Genomic DNA, 17,810 nt, shown 5'->3' on the forward strand with positions numbered 1-17,810 from the left:
TAGGTTAAAAATTTACCTTTCCCAATGGGTTACTTTCATTTCACCTATTAAATAAGTCATTAGCCCTATTAAACCTAAATTACACGCATGAAAATGGCTGCATGATGCAGTTTTAACTTTTTTACTGAGTAGTTTAAGTCTTATGCGAGGAGCTTTTCGCAGTTACTGATATTCGCTCGCCGTTTTCGGTTTAAATTTTCACAGTAACTTGCTTGTGAAGTCAGTTTCCCTAATGCACCATGAAATACTCGCGAAAGTTTAGGATGGGTGATGAGATGGACGCTCCCCAAAACGGCGTCAATGCGCCAAACTGGTTATAACTCACACTCAGTTAAAGGGAACCTCCACCATGAAAATTAGCACATTATCAATTGATTTGGCAAAAAATGTATTCCAAGTCGCTGGCTTTAATTCTAACCATAAAAGGGAGTGCAATAAACGCTTAAACAGACCTAAACTCAACGCCTTCATGGCAAATACACCACCGTGCCGCGTCGTGATGGAAGCCTGTTATTCTTCTCACTATTGGGGAAGAGTATTTACGTCTTACGGTCATACCGTTGACCTTATCCCTGCACAACACGTTACACCCTTTGTTCGCGGTAATAAAAATGACAGTAACGATGCCCTTGCTATCTATGAAGCCAGCTTACGCCCTAATATTAAATTCGTTCCCATAAAAACCGAAGCCCAGCAAGAAATACTCACGCTTCATAAAATACGCGAGCGGTTGCTACAAAATCGCATTGCTGTAACCAACCAATTACGCGGTTTATTGGTCGATTTCGGGTATGTATTTCCTGTCGGTATTAAGGCGTTTGAGCAAGGGATAATTGCGTTAGAAAGTGATTCTGAGCTTCGCCCACTATTACGTACAATGGTGAGTGATATTTACACTGAGTACAAAACCCTTGTTAAACGCATTAAAGCCATTGAAGCGATGCTTGCTGCACACGTTAAACGGGATACAAACGCTAAAATACTTCACTCCATGCCTGGCGTGGGTGTACTCAATGCCTCAGCCTATGCGGCATCTATTGGGAACGGTCAGGCATTTAAGAACGCAAAAGAACTCGGGGTGTGGCTAGGCTTAACACCTAAACAATACGCGTCAGGCGATAAAAGTAAAATGTCTGGTATTACTAAGCGCGGTAACAGTTACCTACGAAAACAACTTATTCATGGTGCGCGCGCCATTATCGCCAGAAGCCACCATAAAACAGATGCGCTAAGCCAATGGATAAATCAATTACGCGAGAAAAAACATGTTAATTGTGTCGTGGTCGCCACCGCACACAGATTGGCGCGACTGATGTGGGTATTGCTGACCAAGCAAACTCTCTACTCTCCTCAGCCTGTGCAAAATACACGCAAGGATGCTTAATTATGCCTATTTTACACGTCAATCACACCCGAGTTTACGACTTAAGACAGCCCGTCGAAGACATAGGTTTTAAAACCTGAGTGGGTGTTTGGGCACTTAAGTCGTAACATACGCTTATCCTGTATGTACTTCACTTATAATGAAACAAAAAGCGCACGCTAACCAAGGTTAACCAGATAAAGACACGAGATTTAATCTCGCTTGGGTGAATATTTTTTAGGTCCCTTGGTACGAAGCTCATTAGGAGTATGGCGCATGATAACCATGACGCTATAGCTCGAATATATGTCAGTACCTTTGCTTTTTAGCAAGCTTGTGACGCATCATTACTGTGATATGAGATACATGATAATTAAAAAAAAACATTTATTTTTATGTTTATACATTAGCTCGTCTTGATTTCAAGGGAGCGTCCATATATGTGTTGCTTATTGTGCTTTGTGATTTATTTATCATTGCGTTCATACGAAAGCTGGTAGCGATCATGAATTTAATGGTGAGAGATGGTGTCATCTGGAACCCTAAATTGGTTTAAAATTAGGTATTGACACCAAACTTACTTTTTAACTTATAACTCATCCCGCGAAAAATCAGTTATACTATCTCCGAACTGACTGATGGCTCTCTCCTTCAAAGGATTTAGTAACAAGCGCAGCTCAATCAAATCATTGCCTACATCAGCAATCTCATCTGAGTCATCTGACGTTTCACATATTTTTGCCATTTCTTGTTCAAGTGCTATGAGACCCTCTAGCACGTATTTTAGCTCTGATCCTGCAAGTTCAAGCTTGAACTGACTCATACAATCTTTCCTTCTTTCTTAAATACTCGAGATGCTTTTAGGGCCATTTCCTCAAGAAGTCCCTTGAACTTGTCAACCGGCATATTCCGAGTGGGCGAAATACAGTAATGGTGTGGCTTATCCTGAACCATCTTCAATCCATGAGGCGGCTGGGTATTCGGTGGAAACCTCCAAACCCAACCAGTCATTGGTGCATTGTTGATACCTTCTATATCGAAAACGCTGATCCCTTTTCCGTTTGCGATAATAATCTTAATTCCATTTACGGTTGTAACATCAACATCACGAGCTCGAACATTCGATAGACGAGGACTTGAAGCATTTCCGAGGCGGAAAAGCTCTTCGGGTAGGATGTAAAACTCTTTTGGGTACATAATGATCTCCATATCGTTGACAAAAAGTTAGTTACTCTCTCTGAGGCCTTTATCGTTTTATAGACCGTAAAGTTTCATAAATTACGATGTATTTATCTTAGCCATCAAATAATCTTATGTAAACAACTAGCTAACTATGAATCAGCTTTTTATAAAACTCATATTATTAAATCACTTTTTTAACGCAGTTAATGAATTATTTAAAGCCCTGAAGTTTCAACATTTTAATTCAATTAGTATCCTATTTATGTATTACAACAAGCAGTAAGTGGTGCAATAGACCCCTTAAAATGAAAAAGCGCTGCAAATATGCAACGCTCATTACTGAGTGGTTGTTGTATTTAAATTTTTTTAAAAGAAGCCAAGCGGATCTTCGCTGTAGCTCACTAATAAATTTTTCGTTTGTTGGTAGTGGTCAAGTGCCAGTTTGTGCGTTTCGCGCCCTATTCCTGATTTTTTATAACCACCGAATGCAGCATGTGCTGGGTACATGTGGTAACAGTTGGTCCACACTCGCCCTGCTTCAATTTTACGACCCATGCGATAAGCACGGTTCATGTTTCTGCTCCATACACCGGCGCCTAAACCAAACTCAGAGCTGTTGGCAAGCTCGAGTGCTTCGGCTTCATCTTTAAAGGTTGACATAGAAATAACAGGGCCAAAAATTTCTTCTTGGAACACACGCATGTCATTTGTGCCTTTAAGCAGCGTAGGTTGTATGTAATAACCACCGTTTAAATCGCCACTTAGTTGCTCTACGTTACCGCCAGTGAGTACTTCGGCGCCTTCTTTTTTACCTATTTCAATGTAGCTGAGTATTTTATCAAATTGCGCTTTTGAGGCTTGTGCGCCAACCATGGTTTCGCTATCAAGTGGGTTTCCGCGTTTAATTTTTAAGGTACGTTCGAGTATTCGTTCAATAAACTGCTCGTAAATATCTTCTTGAATAAACAGCCTTGATGGGCACGTACACACTTCGCCTTGGTTAAAGTAAGCAAGCACGGCACCTTCAATGGCTTTGGATAAAAACGCGTCGTCTTTTTCCATTACATCACTAAAAAATATATTAGGCGATTTACCACCAAGCTCGACCGTAGAGGGAATAATATTTTCAGCAGCGCATTTCAAAATATGTGAGCCCACAGGCGTTGAACCTGTAAATGCAATTTTAGCGATACGCTTGCTTGTGGCCAGTGCTTCACCTGCTTCTTTACCAAATCCATTTACAATATTAAGTACGCCTGCGGGGAGTAAATCGCCAATAATTTCCATTAACACTAAAATAGAAGCTGGGGTTTGCTCAGCCGGTTTTAAAATTACGCAGTTACCTGCAGCAAGTGCTGGCGCGAGTTTCCAGGCAGCCATTAAAATAGGGAAGTTCCACGGAATAATTTGTCCCACAACACCGAGTGGTTCGTGAAAATGATATGCAACGGTGGTTTCGTCTATTTCGCCTATTGTGCCGTCTTGCGATCGCAGGCACCCTGCAAAGTAGCGAAAGTGATCAGCCGCTAGCGGAATGTCAGCAGCGAGTGTTTCACGAATTGCTTTACCGTTATCCCATGTTTCGGCTACGGCAAGTAACTCTAGGTTTTGCTCAATTCGGTCGGCTATTTTTAGCAGTATGTTACTTCGGTCGGTCACCGACGTTGTGCCCCACTGCGCTCGCACTGCATGCGCTTTGTCGAGTGCCAGCTCTATGTCGTCTTTGTCTGAGCGCGGTATTTGGCAAAACACTTTCCCGTTTACTGGGCTTATATTATCAAAGTATTGGCCATTCACTGGCTTTACCCACTCTCCGCCAATATAGTTTCCGTATTGTTGTTTAAAGTTTAAAAGTGCGCCGTCTGTGCCTGGGTTTGCATATATCATGTGTGTGCTCTCTTTATTGTTGTTAGCTAAAGGTCGAACATTTATATAAAGCAAAATGCTTTGTATTTAATTGACATTAAACCAACAAACGCCTAAAAACTTGATTAGCTGTCCACAAAAATTGTCTGCGAGTCCACATTAATAAAAACCTAAAGGATTGATATGCACACATCTCAGTTAAACAAAAAACGCCAACAACTTGATGTATTAATTGAAAATAAAGTCACGTTTGCGGCCGATAACAGTGAGCTGAGTATTTACGACACGTATCAAAGTGCGCAAAAGGTGGCACTGCACTCAAACGAACTGCTGTTTTGTGCAATGCTTAGCGGCAAAAAGGTAATGCACGTAGAAAGCAGCCAATACCATAAAGCATTTTTACCACACGAGTCGTTTGTATTAGCGCCAGAGCAAGGCGTATTAATTGATTTTCCACAAGCATCAATGAGCACTCCAACTACCTGTTTAGCCATTGAAATTAGCACCGACAAAATAACGAGCGTGGCTAATGCACTAAACATGCAGCAAAACTTTGCACACGATAGCTTGTTTGAATATGTACCGCAGTTAGTGCACACCCAACACAATATTCAAACGCAGCAATTATTAGAGCGTATGGTGCATTTATTTAGCGAACAAGGTGCCCAACGCCATTACTTGATTGACTTGTCGTTAAATGAATTGATCACCCGTTTATTACAACAACAAAGCCGTGAGTTATTACTGGCTAACTGCGATAAACCACACCTTAAAACAAACGTTAGTGATGCCCTGCTTTATATTGAAGAACATTTAAATGAAACGCTCGACATAAATACCTTATGCAAAATAGCCTGCATGAGCCGCAGTAAGTTTTATCAGCAATTTAAACTCACATTTGGTACTAGCCCAGCCCTTTGGCAACAACAGTTAAGACTAAAAAAAGCGCGCACTCAATTGCTACAAGGTCATGCAATTAGTAAAGTTTGTTTTGATGTTGGATTTAATAGTGCGAGTCATTTTAGCCGTTTATTTAAACAAACCTTTGGCATTGCCCCTAAAGAGTGCCGACATTAGCACTAAAATCTCATTTTTTACTTTGCTAACTCGCTGAATATGTTAATTTATTAATACCCTGTTTAATGGCTAAGAGTAATTAATGAGCAAACCAATCCGCTGGACCCTAAAAAGTATCGCTAAAGAATTAGCCGTGTCTAATGCGACGGTTTCTAACGCGTTTAATCGCCCAGATCAACTCTCTGCCAAACGCCGTGAAGCCATACTTAATGCATGTAAAGAGCTTGGTTATTATGGCCCTAATAAGGCCGCGCAATCGTTGCGTAATGGCACATTTAATATTGTTGCTTTAGTGCTACCCGATAGTGTGGAATACATGGTGTCTGACCCCGTTGCTAGCAGCTTTATGCGCGGTGTTACCTCGGTGCTTGAAAAAAACGGCATTAATGTTTTATTGTTTTCAGGTAATAGCGATAACCTTAATAACGTGGTCGACTTTGTAGATGGCTTTATTTGTTATGGCCGCCCTCGTAATAACGCGTTAGTTGAGCAGTTAAAAACAGTGTCTAAACATGTAGTGACAATTGATTTTGATATTGCTCGCAATGCCTCTGTAAATATTAATAACGAGCAAGCAAGTTACGAAATTGCTAAACACGTACTGCATAATCAAAGCGATAAAGTGGCTATATTAGGGCTTAGGCTACTTGATGAAAACGTATTATGCCGCGTGTATGAGCATCACGAATTTGAAACCGGACAATCTATTTCGCATCAACGTTTACGCGGGTACCAACGCGCTTTAAGCGAGGCAAATATTACGGTGGCTGACGATCGTATTTGGAACATTCCTGAAAGTAGCGAGCGTTTTGCAAGCATTGCTGCTAAGGAGGTTTTAAGTGCCTCCCCTCGCCCTAATGTTATTATTTGTATGAGTGATTTAATTGCCCTTGCCACAATGCGAGAAGCAATAAAACAAGGCATAAAGATAGGTGAAGAACTGCGTATTGTGGGCTTTGATGGTATTGATGAAGCAGCCCGGTTTGTACCTCGCCTCACCACCATTCATCAAAACAGCCAAGAAAAAGGCGTTATAGCCGCTGAATTATTTATTTCTAAAGAAGAAAAAACTCGGGAAGTCAGTTACGAATTAGAGATTGGTGCGAGTAGTTAGCTTACAAACCTTGTAATAGTTTTATGTGTTAAAAAGCCAAGCTACTTAAGCTTGGCTTTTGCTTTACATGGCGTTGGTAAATTACTTTTATAACATTAAGCTAAAAATGAATTTAAGTTAATCGTTGTTTCTTCGTCACCGTTTACCTGCGTAATAAGTGCATGGCGTAATTTAAAATCAACAGTAAGTGAAATAGTTTGCTCATCTAGTTGCCACGATAAACAACACACACAGCCTTCACCTTGGGCACTAAATTCACCTGCAAATGCAGGGTGTGAATTGCGAATTTTAATTAATTCAATTAAACCTTTTACTACAGGCTTATTTAAGGCTTTGTCGATTATATTTGCATCTAAATATGGGCGGTTAATATCACGGCCAACATTTGTATTAGCTAATAGCTCCATATCATTTTCACAGGCAAATAAGCCGCCGTAATACACTTGTGGTACACCTGGTGCAAAAAATTGAATTGCACGCGACAGTAAGTAATCAAAGTCTTTAGCGCCTAATGCGTTGTAGTACGTACAGTTAACTTGATATAAGTTGACATTACTCGCCGCAGCGCCTGTAGCTTGGCGGCTTTGGTTGTTGCTGTTGGCGTGCATTGTTTCGACTAGGTTATCAATCTGCTGTGCATTTAATAGCCCTGGTTTGTCGCCCATTGGACCTGCGTCAATAATGCCAATACCGTCGTGTGTATCAAGTACAGTTAAGCAATTACGTGGCGAAATTTGTAACCATTTGAGCAGTGCATCTACATCGTTGTTAAATAAGCTGTGTAAAATAAGTGGTGGTAACGCAAAGTCGTAAACCATATTTACGCGTTTTGCCACTTCTACCTGAGTTTGATAATGGCTATGTATTTCTGCAATGGTTTCCATGCCTAAATCGTTTGCTTGCTTAGATAAGTTATCTAGGTAGCCAAACGTTTCATCAAGCATAAAACAGTTAGTGCCAGCTTGCTTAATGGCGTAACCCGCCGCATCTAAACGAATAATATTTACATTGTTAGCCGAAAATTTAGTAAGTACGTTATTTAAATACGCAACACCAGCTGCTACTTTTACGTTTATGTCAATTTGGTTATCGGTAAATGTGGTCCAAAAATCATACGTTTTACCATCACCACACTTCATTGGGGTAAAGCAACTACCTGGACGCGGACGGTAAATAGCTTTTTGCTCAGCTTCGCTCATACCATTTGGAAATACATCATCTTTGGTTAAAAACAAATCCCAAAATTCTGATTGCTTACCTTTAGCTATTACATCTTGAAACTGAAAAGACTGCGCCGATACATGGTTAACAATTAGGTCTGCCATTAAGTCGAGATCTTTACCTAATACTTGTATGTCTTCCCAAGTGCCTATTCTAGAATCAACTTCACTATGATCAATAGGGTCAAAGCCAGCATCGCTGCCATCAATAGGGTTGTAAAATGGCAATAAGTGCACACCACCAAATACGCCTTTTAAAGGGCCGTTTAAAAGTGTGGTTAGCGCGCCTATATTTTGGCCAGTGATTCGATCAGCGTATGTGATCAATTGAACTTTATTCTTCATCATTGTGTGAATACCATGTTGAAACTTAATCGATTAAGATATATCTTTAACTAGCGAGTAAGAATTTACAAGTAATTTTTAAAAATTTTACATACAAAAATCGTGGCTCACATGATACTACAATAAGTAACTGATTGACTTACTGGGTGTTAACAGAGCATTTAACGAGGAAAAATACATGACAAAATCACACACACACGTAAGCAACGATCCGTTGCAACAAATACGTTGGCTTACATACATGATGTTTTTTATGTTTGCCATGACCTCTGACGCAGTAGGTATGATCATCCCTGAACTCATTACTGAGTTTGGGCTGAGTATGACCCAAGCTAGTGCATTTCATTACGCGCCTATGGCACTCATTGCCTTTAGTGGATTGTTTTTAGGCTTTTTAGCCGATAGCCTTGGCCGTAAAAAAACTATCATGCTAGGTTTATTAATATTTTCCGCGAGTTGTTTTTTATTCGCCTTTAGCACCAGCTTTGCATTCTTTTTAGTACTCCTTTGCTGTATAGGCTTAGCGATTGGTTTATTTAAAACTGGTGCACTTGCCTTACTTGGTGATATTTCACATAGTAACGAGGACCACACTAAAACAATGAATAAGGTTGAGGGTTTCTTTGGCATTGGTGCCATTGTAGGACCTGCGCTGGTTGGCATATTACTCGTGCAAAATGTAAGTTGGACATACCTGTATATTATTGCAGGAGTTATGTGTTTAGTGCTTGCTTTTTTAGCTTGGCGTGCCGACTACCCTAGCGTTGTTAAAACAACTGAAAAGCCAGCCTCTTTGGCAACCACCATGAAAATGATTAAAAACCCGTATGCCCTTGGTTTTTCGCTTGCTATCGCACTTTATGTAGCTACTGAAGTTGCTATATACGTATGGATGCCTACGCTTTTAAAAGACTACACTGGTTCTTGGCCACTCCTTGCAACCTATGCACTAACCATATTTTTTGTACTACGTGCAGCAGGCCGCTTTATCGCGGTATGGTTATTAAACCGTTATAGCTGGCAAGGTGTTATGGCTTATTTAAGCTTTGGCATTGCATTGTGCTATGTAGGTACGTTATTTGGAGGCGTTGATTGGGCTGTCGTGTTATTACCGCTTTCGGGTTTATTTATGTCAATGGTTTACCCAACTTTAAATTCCAAAGGTATATCGTGTTTTGCAGTGCAGCAACACGGTGCTGTAGCAGGCGTTATACTCTTTTTTACTGCTTTATCAGCTGCCTTAGCCCCATTGTTTATGGGTATGATCAGCGACTACTTTGGCCATGTACGCTATGGATTTTACTTAGCAACAGGCTTTGCAGTTATTCTGTTTTTAGCTATGTTATTTAATTATAGCCGTGACCCATCAGCAAGTGCTTTAACAGAAAGTAACCCAATTACAGAGTAAATTTGTATTTTAATACAATAAAAAACACTATAAAAAACAACAGATGGGTAAATAAATAACAAATTAATAATAAAATAATTTGCTTATTGTAAAATATTTGTTATTTTTACTTAATCGATTAAGTTAAAATAACAAACCCATCGGGCTCAACACAACGAGGCGTTCACATGACAACACACAATACACATTTATATTTAATCAGTGCTTTAGCACTTGCCGTAAGCCAAGGCGTTCACGCACAAGAAACAGATCAAGCAAAACCAGAAGCGTCACAAAACAAAGGTCTTGAAACAATTGTTGTAACCGGCGTACCACGTCGAACAACAATCATGGCTTCTAGTGTATCAGTTAGTAGCGTATCACTTGAACAAGTTCAAGTGTCTACCCCTCGCTCAACAGCAGAAGCGTTTAGAATTATTCCGGGTATTCGTGCAGAATCTACCGGTGGTGAAGGTAATGCGAATATTGCTGTTCGTGGTTTACCTGTAGCATCAGGCGGTGCTAAATTTCTACAATTACAAGAAGATGGGTTACCTGTAATGCAATACGGTGACATCGCTTTTGGTAATTCTGATATTTTTATGCGATTAGATAATACGGTGCAAACAATTGAATCGATTCGTGGTGGCTCAGCGTCTACTGCAGCAAGTAATGCACCTGGTGGCATTATTAACTTTATCTCTAAAAATGGCGAAAACGAATCTGGCAGTGTGTCTACAACACTAGGCTTAGATTACGACAGCGTTCGTACAGACTTTGAATACGGCACTTACTTAACCGATAGCGTGCGTTTTCATGTTGGTGGTTTTGTTCGACAAGGCGAAGGCCCGCGCGAAACAGGTTACACGTCTAATAAAGGTGGCCAAATTAAAGCTAACCTTACAAAAGATTTTGAAAACGGCTACGTTCGCCTTTATTACAAACACTTAGACGATAAGAGTGTTGGCTACCTTCCTATGCCAATGTACTCAAATGGTGACTCTATTGCTGGCTTTGATGCGCAATCAGACACACCTCACTCAGCATTATTTACTAAAACAGTACGCTTAAATGGTGAAAACCAAATTAGCAGTGGTGATATCCGTGATGGTATGAATCCAAAGGTTGACTCTGTTGGTTTTGAAGCTGTATTTGATTTAGATAACGATTGGCGTATTGAAAACCGTTTCCGTAAGTCATCAATTAGCGGTAACTTTAATTCACCTTTCACAGAACAAGTCGGTAGTGCAACATCAATAGCTGAAAGCATTGGTGGCGCAGGTGCAACCTTGAGTAACGCGAACACCGGTGAAGCGTTTAACGATGGTTTAGCAATGAAGATGGTGACATTTGATGTCACAATGAATGACTTCGGCTCTATAGTTAATGACTTTAAATTAACTAAATCGTTCGACGATGATACCAGCCTTACATTTGGTTACTATGCATCTACGCAAAACATTGCTATGTCGTGGTTATGGAACTCTTACGTAATGGAGCTCAAGGGTGACAATGCTGCATTATTAAATGTAACAGGTGCCGATGGCACTGAGTTATCTGAAAACGGTTTATACGCCTACAGTGCATTTGGTAACTGTTGTCAACGTGATTACGATACAGAATACGATACTCGCGCCCCTTACGTAGCATTTTCGACTAAGCTAGGTGATGTCAGTATTGATGCAAGTGCTCGCTACGATAGCGGTGAAGCTCGCGGAACATACGCAGGTGCAGTGACTTCAACAGTAGATATGAACCGCGACGGTGTGATCTCTGTGCCGGAACAAAATGTTGCTGGAATTGATACTGCAAACGCAAGTCCAGTAAACTATGACTGGAACTATTCGTCTTATTCAATTGGTGCTAATTACCAAATTGACCCAAGCCTTGCCACGTTTGCACGTATAAGTAAGGGCGGGCGAGCAAACGCCGACCGACTTTTATTTGGTAAAGTACGCGCCGACGGCTCTGTTGCAAAAGAAGACGCTGTTGATGAAGTGAACCAATTTGAGTTTGGTGTTAAAAAGCGCTTTGATTCATTATCAGTGTTTGCTACTGCGTTTTTTGCCGAAACTGAAGAGCAAAACTTTGAAGCAACATCACAAACATTTTTTGACCGTGAATACGAAGCAAAAGGGATCGAAATAGAATCTACTTACTTTATTGATGCATGGGATTTCCGTGGTAATTTAACCTGGACCGACGCAGAAATAGCCAAAGACGCACTTGCTCCTGAGGTAGTAGGTAATACACCGCGTCGTCAAGCTGATTTAATTTATTCATTAATGGCACGTTATAACTATGAGCAAGGCTCTGCTGGCCTTAGCTTTATTGGTACTACCGATGCATATGCACAAGATAATAACGACCTTAAACTTGACGGTTACACACAAGTAAATGGCTTTGTAAGTTATGACTTATCTGAAAACCTTAACATTGCCCTTAATGTAAATAACCTCTTCGATACAGTAGGTATTACAGAAGCGGAGGAAGGTTCAGTACCTGAAAACAACATTATCCGTGCTCGTGCTATTAATGGCCGTACAACATCTTTAACGCTTAAATACACGTTTAACTAATAGAGTTCTAGTGTGTAAGCGCTGAAACGATTTTTTGTTTCAGCGCTTTATGACTAACCAAACTTATTTAACCTGAACTCTGGTTAAGATATTTACTAACGTATTGAATCATGGTGATATTTAAATTTATTTTCTCTAGCCAGATATTTTCTGTGAAAACAAGGCGAATTTACGCGTCAATAGCTGGCCTATTACAAATAAATTCAACGCAGTTAGCGCTGAAAATAGCTGCTCGAGATAGATTTATTATCCAGAGTTCAGGTTATTTAGTAATTCTCCCACTGACTTTAACCTAGCCTTGCTAGGTTTTTTAGGATTTACAATATGACCCAACTACTTAGCCTCGGCGAACTACTTATTGATATGCTGCCGCAAGACTCTCAAAACAGTGCTTATTTACCTATTGCAGGCGGCGCACCTGCTAATGTAGCCGTAGGCTATGCAAAGTTAGGTGGTAAAGCTGCTTTTTGTGGTGGTATGGGCGATGACTACTTTGCCAAGCAACTTGCTAAAGCACTTACACAATACAATGTAAGCACTGACTACTTATTTACAGTTATGGGCTCGCAAACTGCAATGGTAATAGTTAGCCTTGATGATACAGGCGAGCGCAGTTTTAATTTTTATCGCCAAAATACGGCCGATTTACTTTTAACGAGTGATCACTTGGCGCAAATTCAATGGGAAAAACTAAGCACCCTGCACTTTTGTTCAAACACGCTTACCAATAATGCAATTGCGCAAACTACATTTAGCGCTTTGCAGCTTGCTAAAAGTAACAATAAATTAGTAAGCTTTGATGTAAATTTACGCTACAGCTTATGGCAAAGCATAGATGATATTGAAGCAAATGTACGTGCTTGCTATGAGTATTGCGACATAGTTAAACTCTCTCGTGATGAGTTAAACTTTTTAGCAGAACAAACAAAGCAGCTACCCGAGGGTTATTTACAATCACTTTTAGATGTTGGTGTTAGCGTAGTATTTTTAACAGATGGTCCTGAGCCTGCGACAGTTTATCATAACGAGTTCACGCTAAGTGAATCGGCACCAATTATTACAGCTGTTGATACAACAAGCGCAGGCGATGCTTTTATTGCTGGTGTTTTATATTATCTAAACCATAACAATGAAGATGTATTACTTACTACTAAAATAAATGATGAGAAAATAGTAAAACGCGCCCTCAACTTTGGCCTAAAATGCGGCTCAAAAGCCTGTTTAGCTAAAGGGGCATTTCCGGCATTACCTGTGCTGGCTGATGTACTTTAATAGACCTAATGTTTTTTAAGTTCAAATATATGCAGTAACGCGTTGTTACTGCATAGCATCAAACACCATTTTACTATCCACTATTTGTTCAAAGTGCGTTATTTTTTGATTTTTAAGCTGCCAAATATGCGCGACCCTAGCTTGCATTTTTTTACCCGTTTTAATATAAGTACCAGAGTACGTGCCATACACTACAACAGTATCATCTTGGGATAAGTAGTTTTGTGGCGTAAACGTGTAGTTATACCACTCGCTTGCAAGCTTTTGAAAAACATTTTCAGTAATGTCATTCATACCATGGTATGTACCAGCATAAGCAAAACCGTCAGCCTCTTTCCAAGTAATAGTATCACTTGCATGAGCAACTAAATTTTGCCCATTCTCTTGTGATGTTGTGCCTTCATACGTACTTTTAATTATGTCTATGTTGCTCATTTTCACACACCCTTGCACTATAAAAAGGAAGCTCAATAAAGCTGTAATATAAACAGCTTTATTATTTATAAATTTCATCACACTATACTAGCGCAACTGATTGCTGTAAGTAGGTAACCCACTGCTCAGTTTTTCCATAATAATGGGCTATATCGGCTTTTTGCCACTTACCTGTGTCAAATTCAAATGCTGCACTAGGAAAACCTTGCCCATGAATATCGTGTAATAAGCCGCGGCTTTGTGCTATATGTTGATCTGTTGCATCGCCTTCTAGCGCATTAAAGTGGGTTTCAAATAAGGCCTTGTTTAAACCCAGCTCCAATGCAATATCAGTCAGTACATGCAGCTGCATAATGTTTTTACCCTGAGCATAATAAGCATGTTGAATACTATTAAGCATTTCCCCACCTGATATACCAAGCTCTTGCGCTGCCAATATAGCGGTAATAGCCGGAGCCGAGTTGAGTATAATATCGTTGGTTTTTAAAAGCCCATCGGTATAGTTACTACCAAATACCTGACCTGTTTTCTTCGCTATGACACTGTCGTTTTTAAGTGCAAATTCACGCCATGCAGGAGTCACAGGTTTGACATTATCACCTGTTAGCATGCCTCCACTGTGTACTTTTACAATTAAACCATCAATATTTTCAGCAGCGGTGATCAAGGGCACGCTGCCATAAGTCCAACCACATAAAGGGTCAACAATTATATGTAACGTTGTGTTTTTCATTAAATATTTCCTATCAAAATAATTGCTTAACGCAAGGGCACTTAGTGCCATTGCATCTCACCCATAACCACTTTTGAGCCCAACTCTAAAATGCTTCTTGCACCTAAACCAGGGTAGGCTTGAGCCATGATCTCTACAAATTCAGTTGAGTTTTTTGAACTTTTTGCAGCGCTATCCGCTTTATTTAAGTACCCTTTCATGAATGACACACCAGAAAGGTCTTGTTTACTGCCCTGTAAAAAGTGACCTGGAATAACAGTCTGTGGTTTTAAATTCTCAATGTTATCTAATGTTGACTGCCAAGTTTGACGCTCTACGGCAGTGCTCGAATCAGCCAACCACACATGCATTTGATCAAATACTACAACCCCACCCAGCACTGTTTTTATAGAAGGGATCCAAAGGTAAGTATGCTTTGGATCATGCTGTAAATTTTTAATAATAATTTCTTTCCCATCTATAGTTAGGGTATTTGATAGTATTACTTCTGGCAAAATAAGTTCTTTTGGTGCGTTGCTCTTTAAAATAGGCCCCCAATAATTTAACTTTCCTTGCATTGAGCGTTTAATATTCTCTACTGTTGATTTAGTCGCTAATAACTTTGCTTTTGGAAAAGCAGCTTTAATTACATCTAAACCAAAGTAAAAATCAGGGTCGCTGTGACTAATATAAACAGCTGTTAATGTTTTACCGCTCGCTTTTATTTTTTCAACCAATGCTTGTGCATCATTACGCTGAAATTGGGCATCCACTAATAACACTTCGTTATTACCACTTATAATGCTTGATGAGACAGCAAAAATACTTTTGTCTTGTGGGTTATATACATCCACAACTAATTCACTTTGCGCTAATACCGGTTGCATTAATGTGCTTGCTAATAAAGCTGTTGCTGCTAATACGTGTTTAACTTTTTTCATTCTCAGTAGCCTGTTTGTTATTTCGTTAAGATGAGGCTATTGTATGTTGCAATTTAAGAATTAAAAACCAGGCAGAATGCAACTATCTGTTGCATAAATCGAACATATAGGCAAAGTGAATGGATAGAATTATTGCAGCTGATGTATTTATAAAAATTGTAGAGCAGAAAAGTCTAGCCGGTGCTGCCCGTGCTTTAGATATGTCTAGATCTATGGTTACACGGTATTTGAATCAAATGGAAAAGTGGGCAAATACCCAACTACTCCATCGGTCAACAAGAAAAATAACACTCACGGCAGAGGGTGAAAAAGTACTTAATCATAGCCGAGAGCTCATTGCCATCGCCCAAAACATTAGTGCGCCGATAGAAAGTAATAACAGATTAAACGGGCAAATTAGGTTGTCGTGCTCGCCTTTTTTAGCACATGATGTACTACCAGATATGTTGCAACAATTCTTACACGCTCATCCCGAAGTCAGTATTGATGTACAAATTAGTAATCACGTTACAAATTTGGTAGAAGAGCGAATAGATTTAGCAATTAGAATTACCAATGACTTAGATCCTAATATAATTGCTCGCCCACTTGGGAAATGCCATTCGGTATTATCTGCAAGCCCAGAATATTTAGAAAAAAACTCTAAGCCTATAACTACGGATGATTTGAGTCGCCATAACTGTTTAAACTATTCACGGTTTGAAAAAAGTATGTGGCATTTTTCACACCCTGAAAACCCCGTATCTGTAGCGATTGCTGGTAACTTCAGTGCTAATGATTCGAGCTTACTGTTAAAAGCTGCTCTTAATAATCAAGGAATAACTCTACAACCTAAGTTTGCTGCGCAGAAATATATAAATAATGGAAAGTTAATACATTTACTACCACACCTTAAACCACAAACTTTGAGCATATACGGTATTTACCGCTCTAGGAAACATCAGTCACTTGCACTTCGTTCATTTATTGATAGCTTAGTAACGTATTTTGATAAAATTGATACTTAACAATAAGCGAAAACTATTAAACGTTCGCTATAAGTCCTTTATTTAAGAGTTGAAATAGCGCTTTGTAAGCGCTATTTTTTGAAAGAAGGGATTTATTATTCGTCTAGCCAATCTATGGCTGCGGTAGCATTTTCAAAGTATTGAACCTCACCCGATATAAACCAGTTACCTATTTTTGCCATTCGAGCTTGCCACGCTTTATTACCGTAAATAGCTACTTTTTTAAATTCTTTAGAGTGTTTAACACCTAACTTTAAGTCATCCCACGCTGCGCGTAGTTCCCAACCTTCAAGTTCGCTACCATCAATTAAGGCGTTCACGACTGGGTGCTTAACTTCACCAAGAGCTGAGTTTATCATTGGGGTAATTATTTTGTAGTCGTCGTGAGTAAGCGTACCAACGGCTTTGAGTTTTAAAAAAAACTCTCTTCCTGCACGTTCAAGACCAATAGATAAACCATGTGTTGTGTGTACCATTACTGCTCTCCTTAAATAGGCTAAGTGGTAAAAGTACACCTTCTAAAATTAATTAGTCCTGAACTAGATCAATAAATAGTCTCAAATAAACGACTCAATTACGCATTTTGTACGCGAGATATCTGGTTTTCTACATCAATTAAATGGCCCGTTTTAAGCCATACTTTTGCACCATTACTTCCCGCTTTAACGTTAACGGAACTATTAATAGGCACTCTTAACCAACTGTTTTTTACAAGGGTATCGGTTTGCTCATCAAATGAGCCTTCTAGTACTAAGAACTCTGCTCCACCTTTTGCGCTTATAACCATGCAGGCGTTGGGCTTAAAGTGCAACAAGCTTACGTCTTCAAAATCGTCTTTGTATAAAGGGGTTACGGCTACATTTTTAAAACTAGGATGCACCGTACTTTGCACCAAGTCCGTTTGCAAACGCACGTGCGTTCGATCATCTGGTTGAAACTGCCATAACTTTACAAATATAACGCAGCCATTTTCAGACCCCGGTTTATGCTTTGATTGCGGTGGATTACGGATATAAGAACCTGCCGCAAAGTCACCATGCTCATCTTGAAATACCCCTTCAAGCACAACAAACTCTTCACCGCCTGTATGTACATGCGGCGAAAATTCACTGCCAGGTGCATAACGAACAATGGTCGTTGCGCGAGCAACTTCGTCGCCCACTCTATCGAGCGCTCGTCTATCAACACCCGCCATTGGCGATGCAACCCACGGGAGCGTTTCGCTATGTACGACAACTCGTTTACTAAAATCGGCAGCAATTTTCATATTTGGCTCCTAAGCGTAACTTCACTTAAATTTTAAACTAATA

At 39.8% G+C, this 17,810-nt stretch carries 16 protein-coding genes; 7 read left to right on the forward strand and 9 right to left on the reverse strand.

Going from position 1 to position 17,810, the window contains the following annotated elements; all coding sequences use genetic code 11:
* The first annotated feature begins 349 nt into the window (after positions 1-349).
* Positions 350-1,384, forward strand: coding sequence for an IS110 family RNA-guided transposase (locus AC0VZ4_RS22845; protein WP_475441715.1), 1,035 nt, complete (start codon positions 350-352; stop codon positions 1,382-1,384).
* 568 nt (positions 1,385-1,952) lie between these two features.
* Here the strand turns inward: AC0VZ4_RS22845 and AC0VZ4_RS22850 are convergent.
* The 3 genes from AC0VZ4_RS22850 to exaC all read right to left on the reverse strand — a co-directional run bounded on the left by AC0VZ4_RS22850 (position 1,953) and on the right by exaC (position 4,432).
* Complete coding sequence (locus AC0VZ4_RS22850) at positions 1,953-2,186, reverse strand: hypothetical protein (RefSeq protein WP_007379016.1); 234 nt, start codon at positions 2,184-2,186, stop codon at positions 1,953-1,955.
* Positions 2,183-2,560 carry a Tse2 family ADP-ribosyltransferase toxin gene (locus tag AC0VZ4_RS22855; protein WP_475441716.1) on the reverse strand — a complete coding sequence of 126 codons (378 nt, stop codon included), beginning with the start codon at positions 2,558-2,560 and terminating at the stop codon, positions 2,183-2,185. Before AC0VZ4_RS22855 ends, AC0VZ4_RS22850 begins: the two co-directional genes overlap by 4 nt.
* Positions 2,561-2,911: 351 nt before the next feature.
* On the reverse strand, positions 2,912-4,432 hold the full coding sequence (gene exaC / locus AC0VZ4_RS22860; RefSeq protein WP_475441717.1) for an acetaldehyde dehydrogenase ExaC: 1,521 nt from the start codon (positions 4,430-4,432) through the stop codon (positions 2,912-2,914).
* A gap of 162 nt (positions 4,433-4,594) precedes the next feature.
* Between exaC and AC0VZ4_RS22865 the strand changes: the two genes are divergently transcribed.
* Positions 4,595-5,488, forward strand: a complete 894-nt coding sequence (locus AC0VZ4_RS22865) for an AraC family transcriptional regulator (RefSeq protein ID WP_033028504.1) — start codon at positions 4,595-4,597, stop codon at positions 5,486-5,488.
* Between the two features lie 82 nt (positions 5,489-5,570).
* Positions 5,571-6,602 (forward strand): LacI family DNA-binding transcriptional regulator, encoded by a 1,032-nt coding sequence (locus tag AC0VZ4_RS22870; protein WP_475441718.1) that lies wholly within the window; start codon positions 5,571-5,573, stop codon positions 6,600-6,602.
* 95 nt (positions 6,603-6,697) lie between these two features.
* On the opposite strand, the gene gtfA is transcribed toward AC0VZ4_RS22870, so the two are convergent.
* Positions 6,698-8,170: a sucrose phosphorylase gene (gtfA, locus tag AC0VZ4_RS22875; RefSeq protein WP_475441719.1), complete on the reverse strand. Its 1,473-nt coding sequence runs from the start codon at positions 8,168-8,170 to the stop codon at positions 6,698-6,700.
* A gap of 175 nt (positions 8,171-8,345) precedes the next feature.
* Between gtfA and AC0VZ4_RS22880 the strand changes: the two genes are divergently transcribed.
* The 3 genes from AC0VZ4_RS22880 (at position 8,346) to AC0VZ4_RS22890 (ending at position 13,405) form a co-directional block, all read left to right on the forward strand.
* Entirely contained in the window at positions 8,346-9,575 is a 1,230-nt protein-coding gene (locus AC0VZ4_RS22880) for an MFS transporter (RefSeq protein ID WP_007378862.1), read from the forward strand.
* Positions 9,576-9,742: 167 nt separating this feature from the next.
* On the forward strand, positions 9,743-12,133 hold the full coding sequence (locus AC0VZ4_RS22885; protein WP_475441721.1) for a TonB-dependent siderophore receptor: 2,391 nt from the start codon (positions 9,743-9,745) through the stop codon (positions 12,131-12,133).
* Between the two features lie 324 nt (positions 12,134-12,457).
* Complete coding sequence (locus tag AC0VZ4_RS22890) at positions 12,458-13,405, forward strand: carbohydrate kinase family protein (RefSeq protein WP_342866227.1); 948 nt, start codon at positions 12,458-12,460, stop codon at positions 13,403-13,405.
* 45 nt (positions 13,406-13,450) lie between these two features.
* Here AC0VZ4_RS22890 and AC0VZ4_RS22895 read toward each other — a convergent pair whose 3' ends face one another.
* From AC0VZ4_RS22895 to AC0VZ4_RS22905, 3 genes are all read right to left on the reverse strand, one after another.
* Positions 13,451-13,840 (reverse strand): nuclear transport factor 2 family protein, encoded by a 390-nt coding sequence (locus tag AC0VZ4_RS22895; RefSeq protein ID WP_342866228.1) that lies wholly within the window; start codon positions 13,838-13,840, stop codon positions 13,451-13,453.
* 82 nt (positions 13,841-13,922) lie between these two features.
* On the reverse strand, positions 13,923-14,573 hold the full coding sequence (locus AC0VZ4_RS22900; protein ID WP_342866229.1) for a DsbA family protein: 651 nt from the start codon (positions 14,571-14,573) through the stop codon (positions 13,923-13,925).
* A 41-nt stretch (positions 14,574-14,614) separates the two neighbouring features.
* Positions 14,615-15,493, reverse strand: coding sequence for an MBL fold metallo-hydrolase (locus AC0VZ4_RS22905; protein WP_475441722.1), 879 nt, complete (start codon positions 15,491-15,493; stop codon positions 14,615-14,617).
* A gap of 119 nt (positions 15,494-15,612) precedes the next feature.
* Here AC0VZ4_RS22905 and AC0VZ4_RS22910 point away from each other — a divergent pair, with 119 nt between their 5' ends.
* Complete coding sequence (locus AC0VZ4_RS22910; protein ID WP_475441723.1) at positions 15,613-16,500, forward strand: LysR family transcriptional regulator; 888 nt, start codon at positions 15,613-15,615, stop codon at positions 16,498-16,500.
* 95 nt (positions 16,501-16,595) lie between these two features.
* Here the strand turns inward: AC0VZ4_RS22910 and AC0VZ4_RS22915 are convergent, their stop codons facing one another.
* Together AC0VZ4_RS22915 and AC0VZ4_RS22920 are read right to left on the reverse strand one after the other, a co-directional pair.
* Positions 16,596-16,976, reverse strand: a complete 381-nt coding sequence (locus AC0VZ4_RS22915; RefSeq protein ID WP_475441724.1) for a SpoIIAA family protein — start codon at positions 16,974-16,976, stop codon at positions 16,596-16,598.
* Positions 16,977-17,074: 98 nt separating this feature from the next.
* Positions 17,075-17,767, reverse strand: coding sequence for a cupin domain-containing protein (locus tag AC0VZ4_RS22920; RefSeq protein WP_475441725.1), 693 nt, complete (start codon positions 17,765-17,767; stop codon positions 17,075-17,077).
* Positions 17,768-17,810 lie beyond the last annotated feature (43 nt).

Source organism: Pseudoalteromonas sp. QJM3NY_22 (assembly GCF_056173065.1).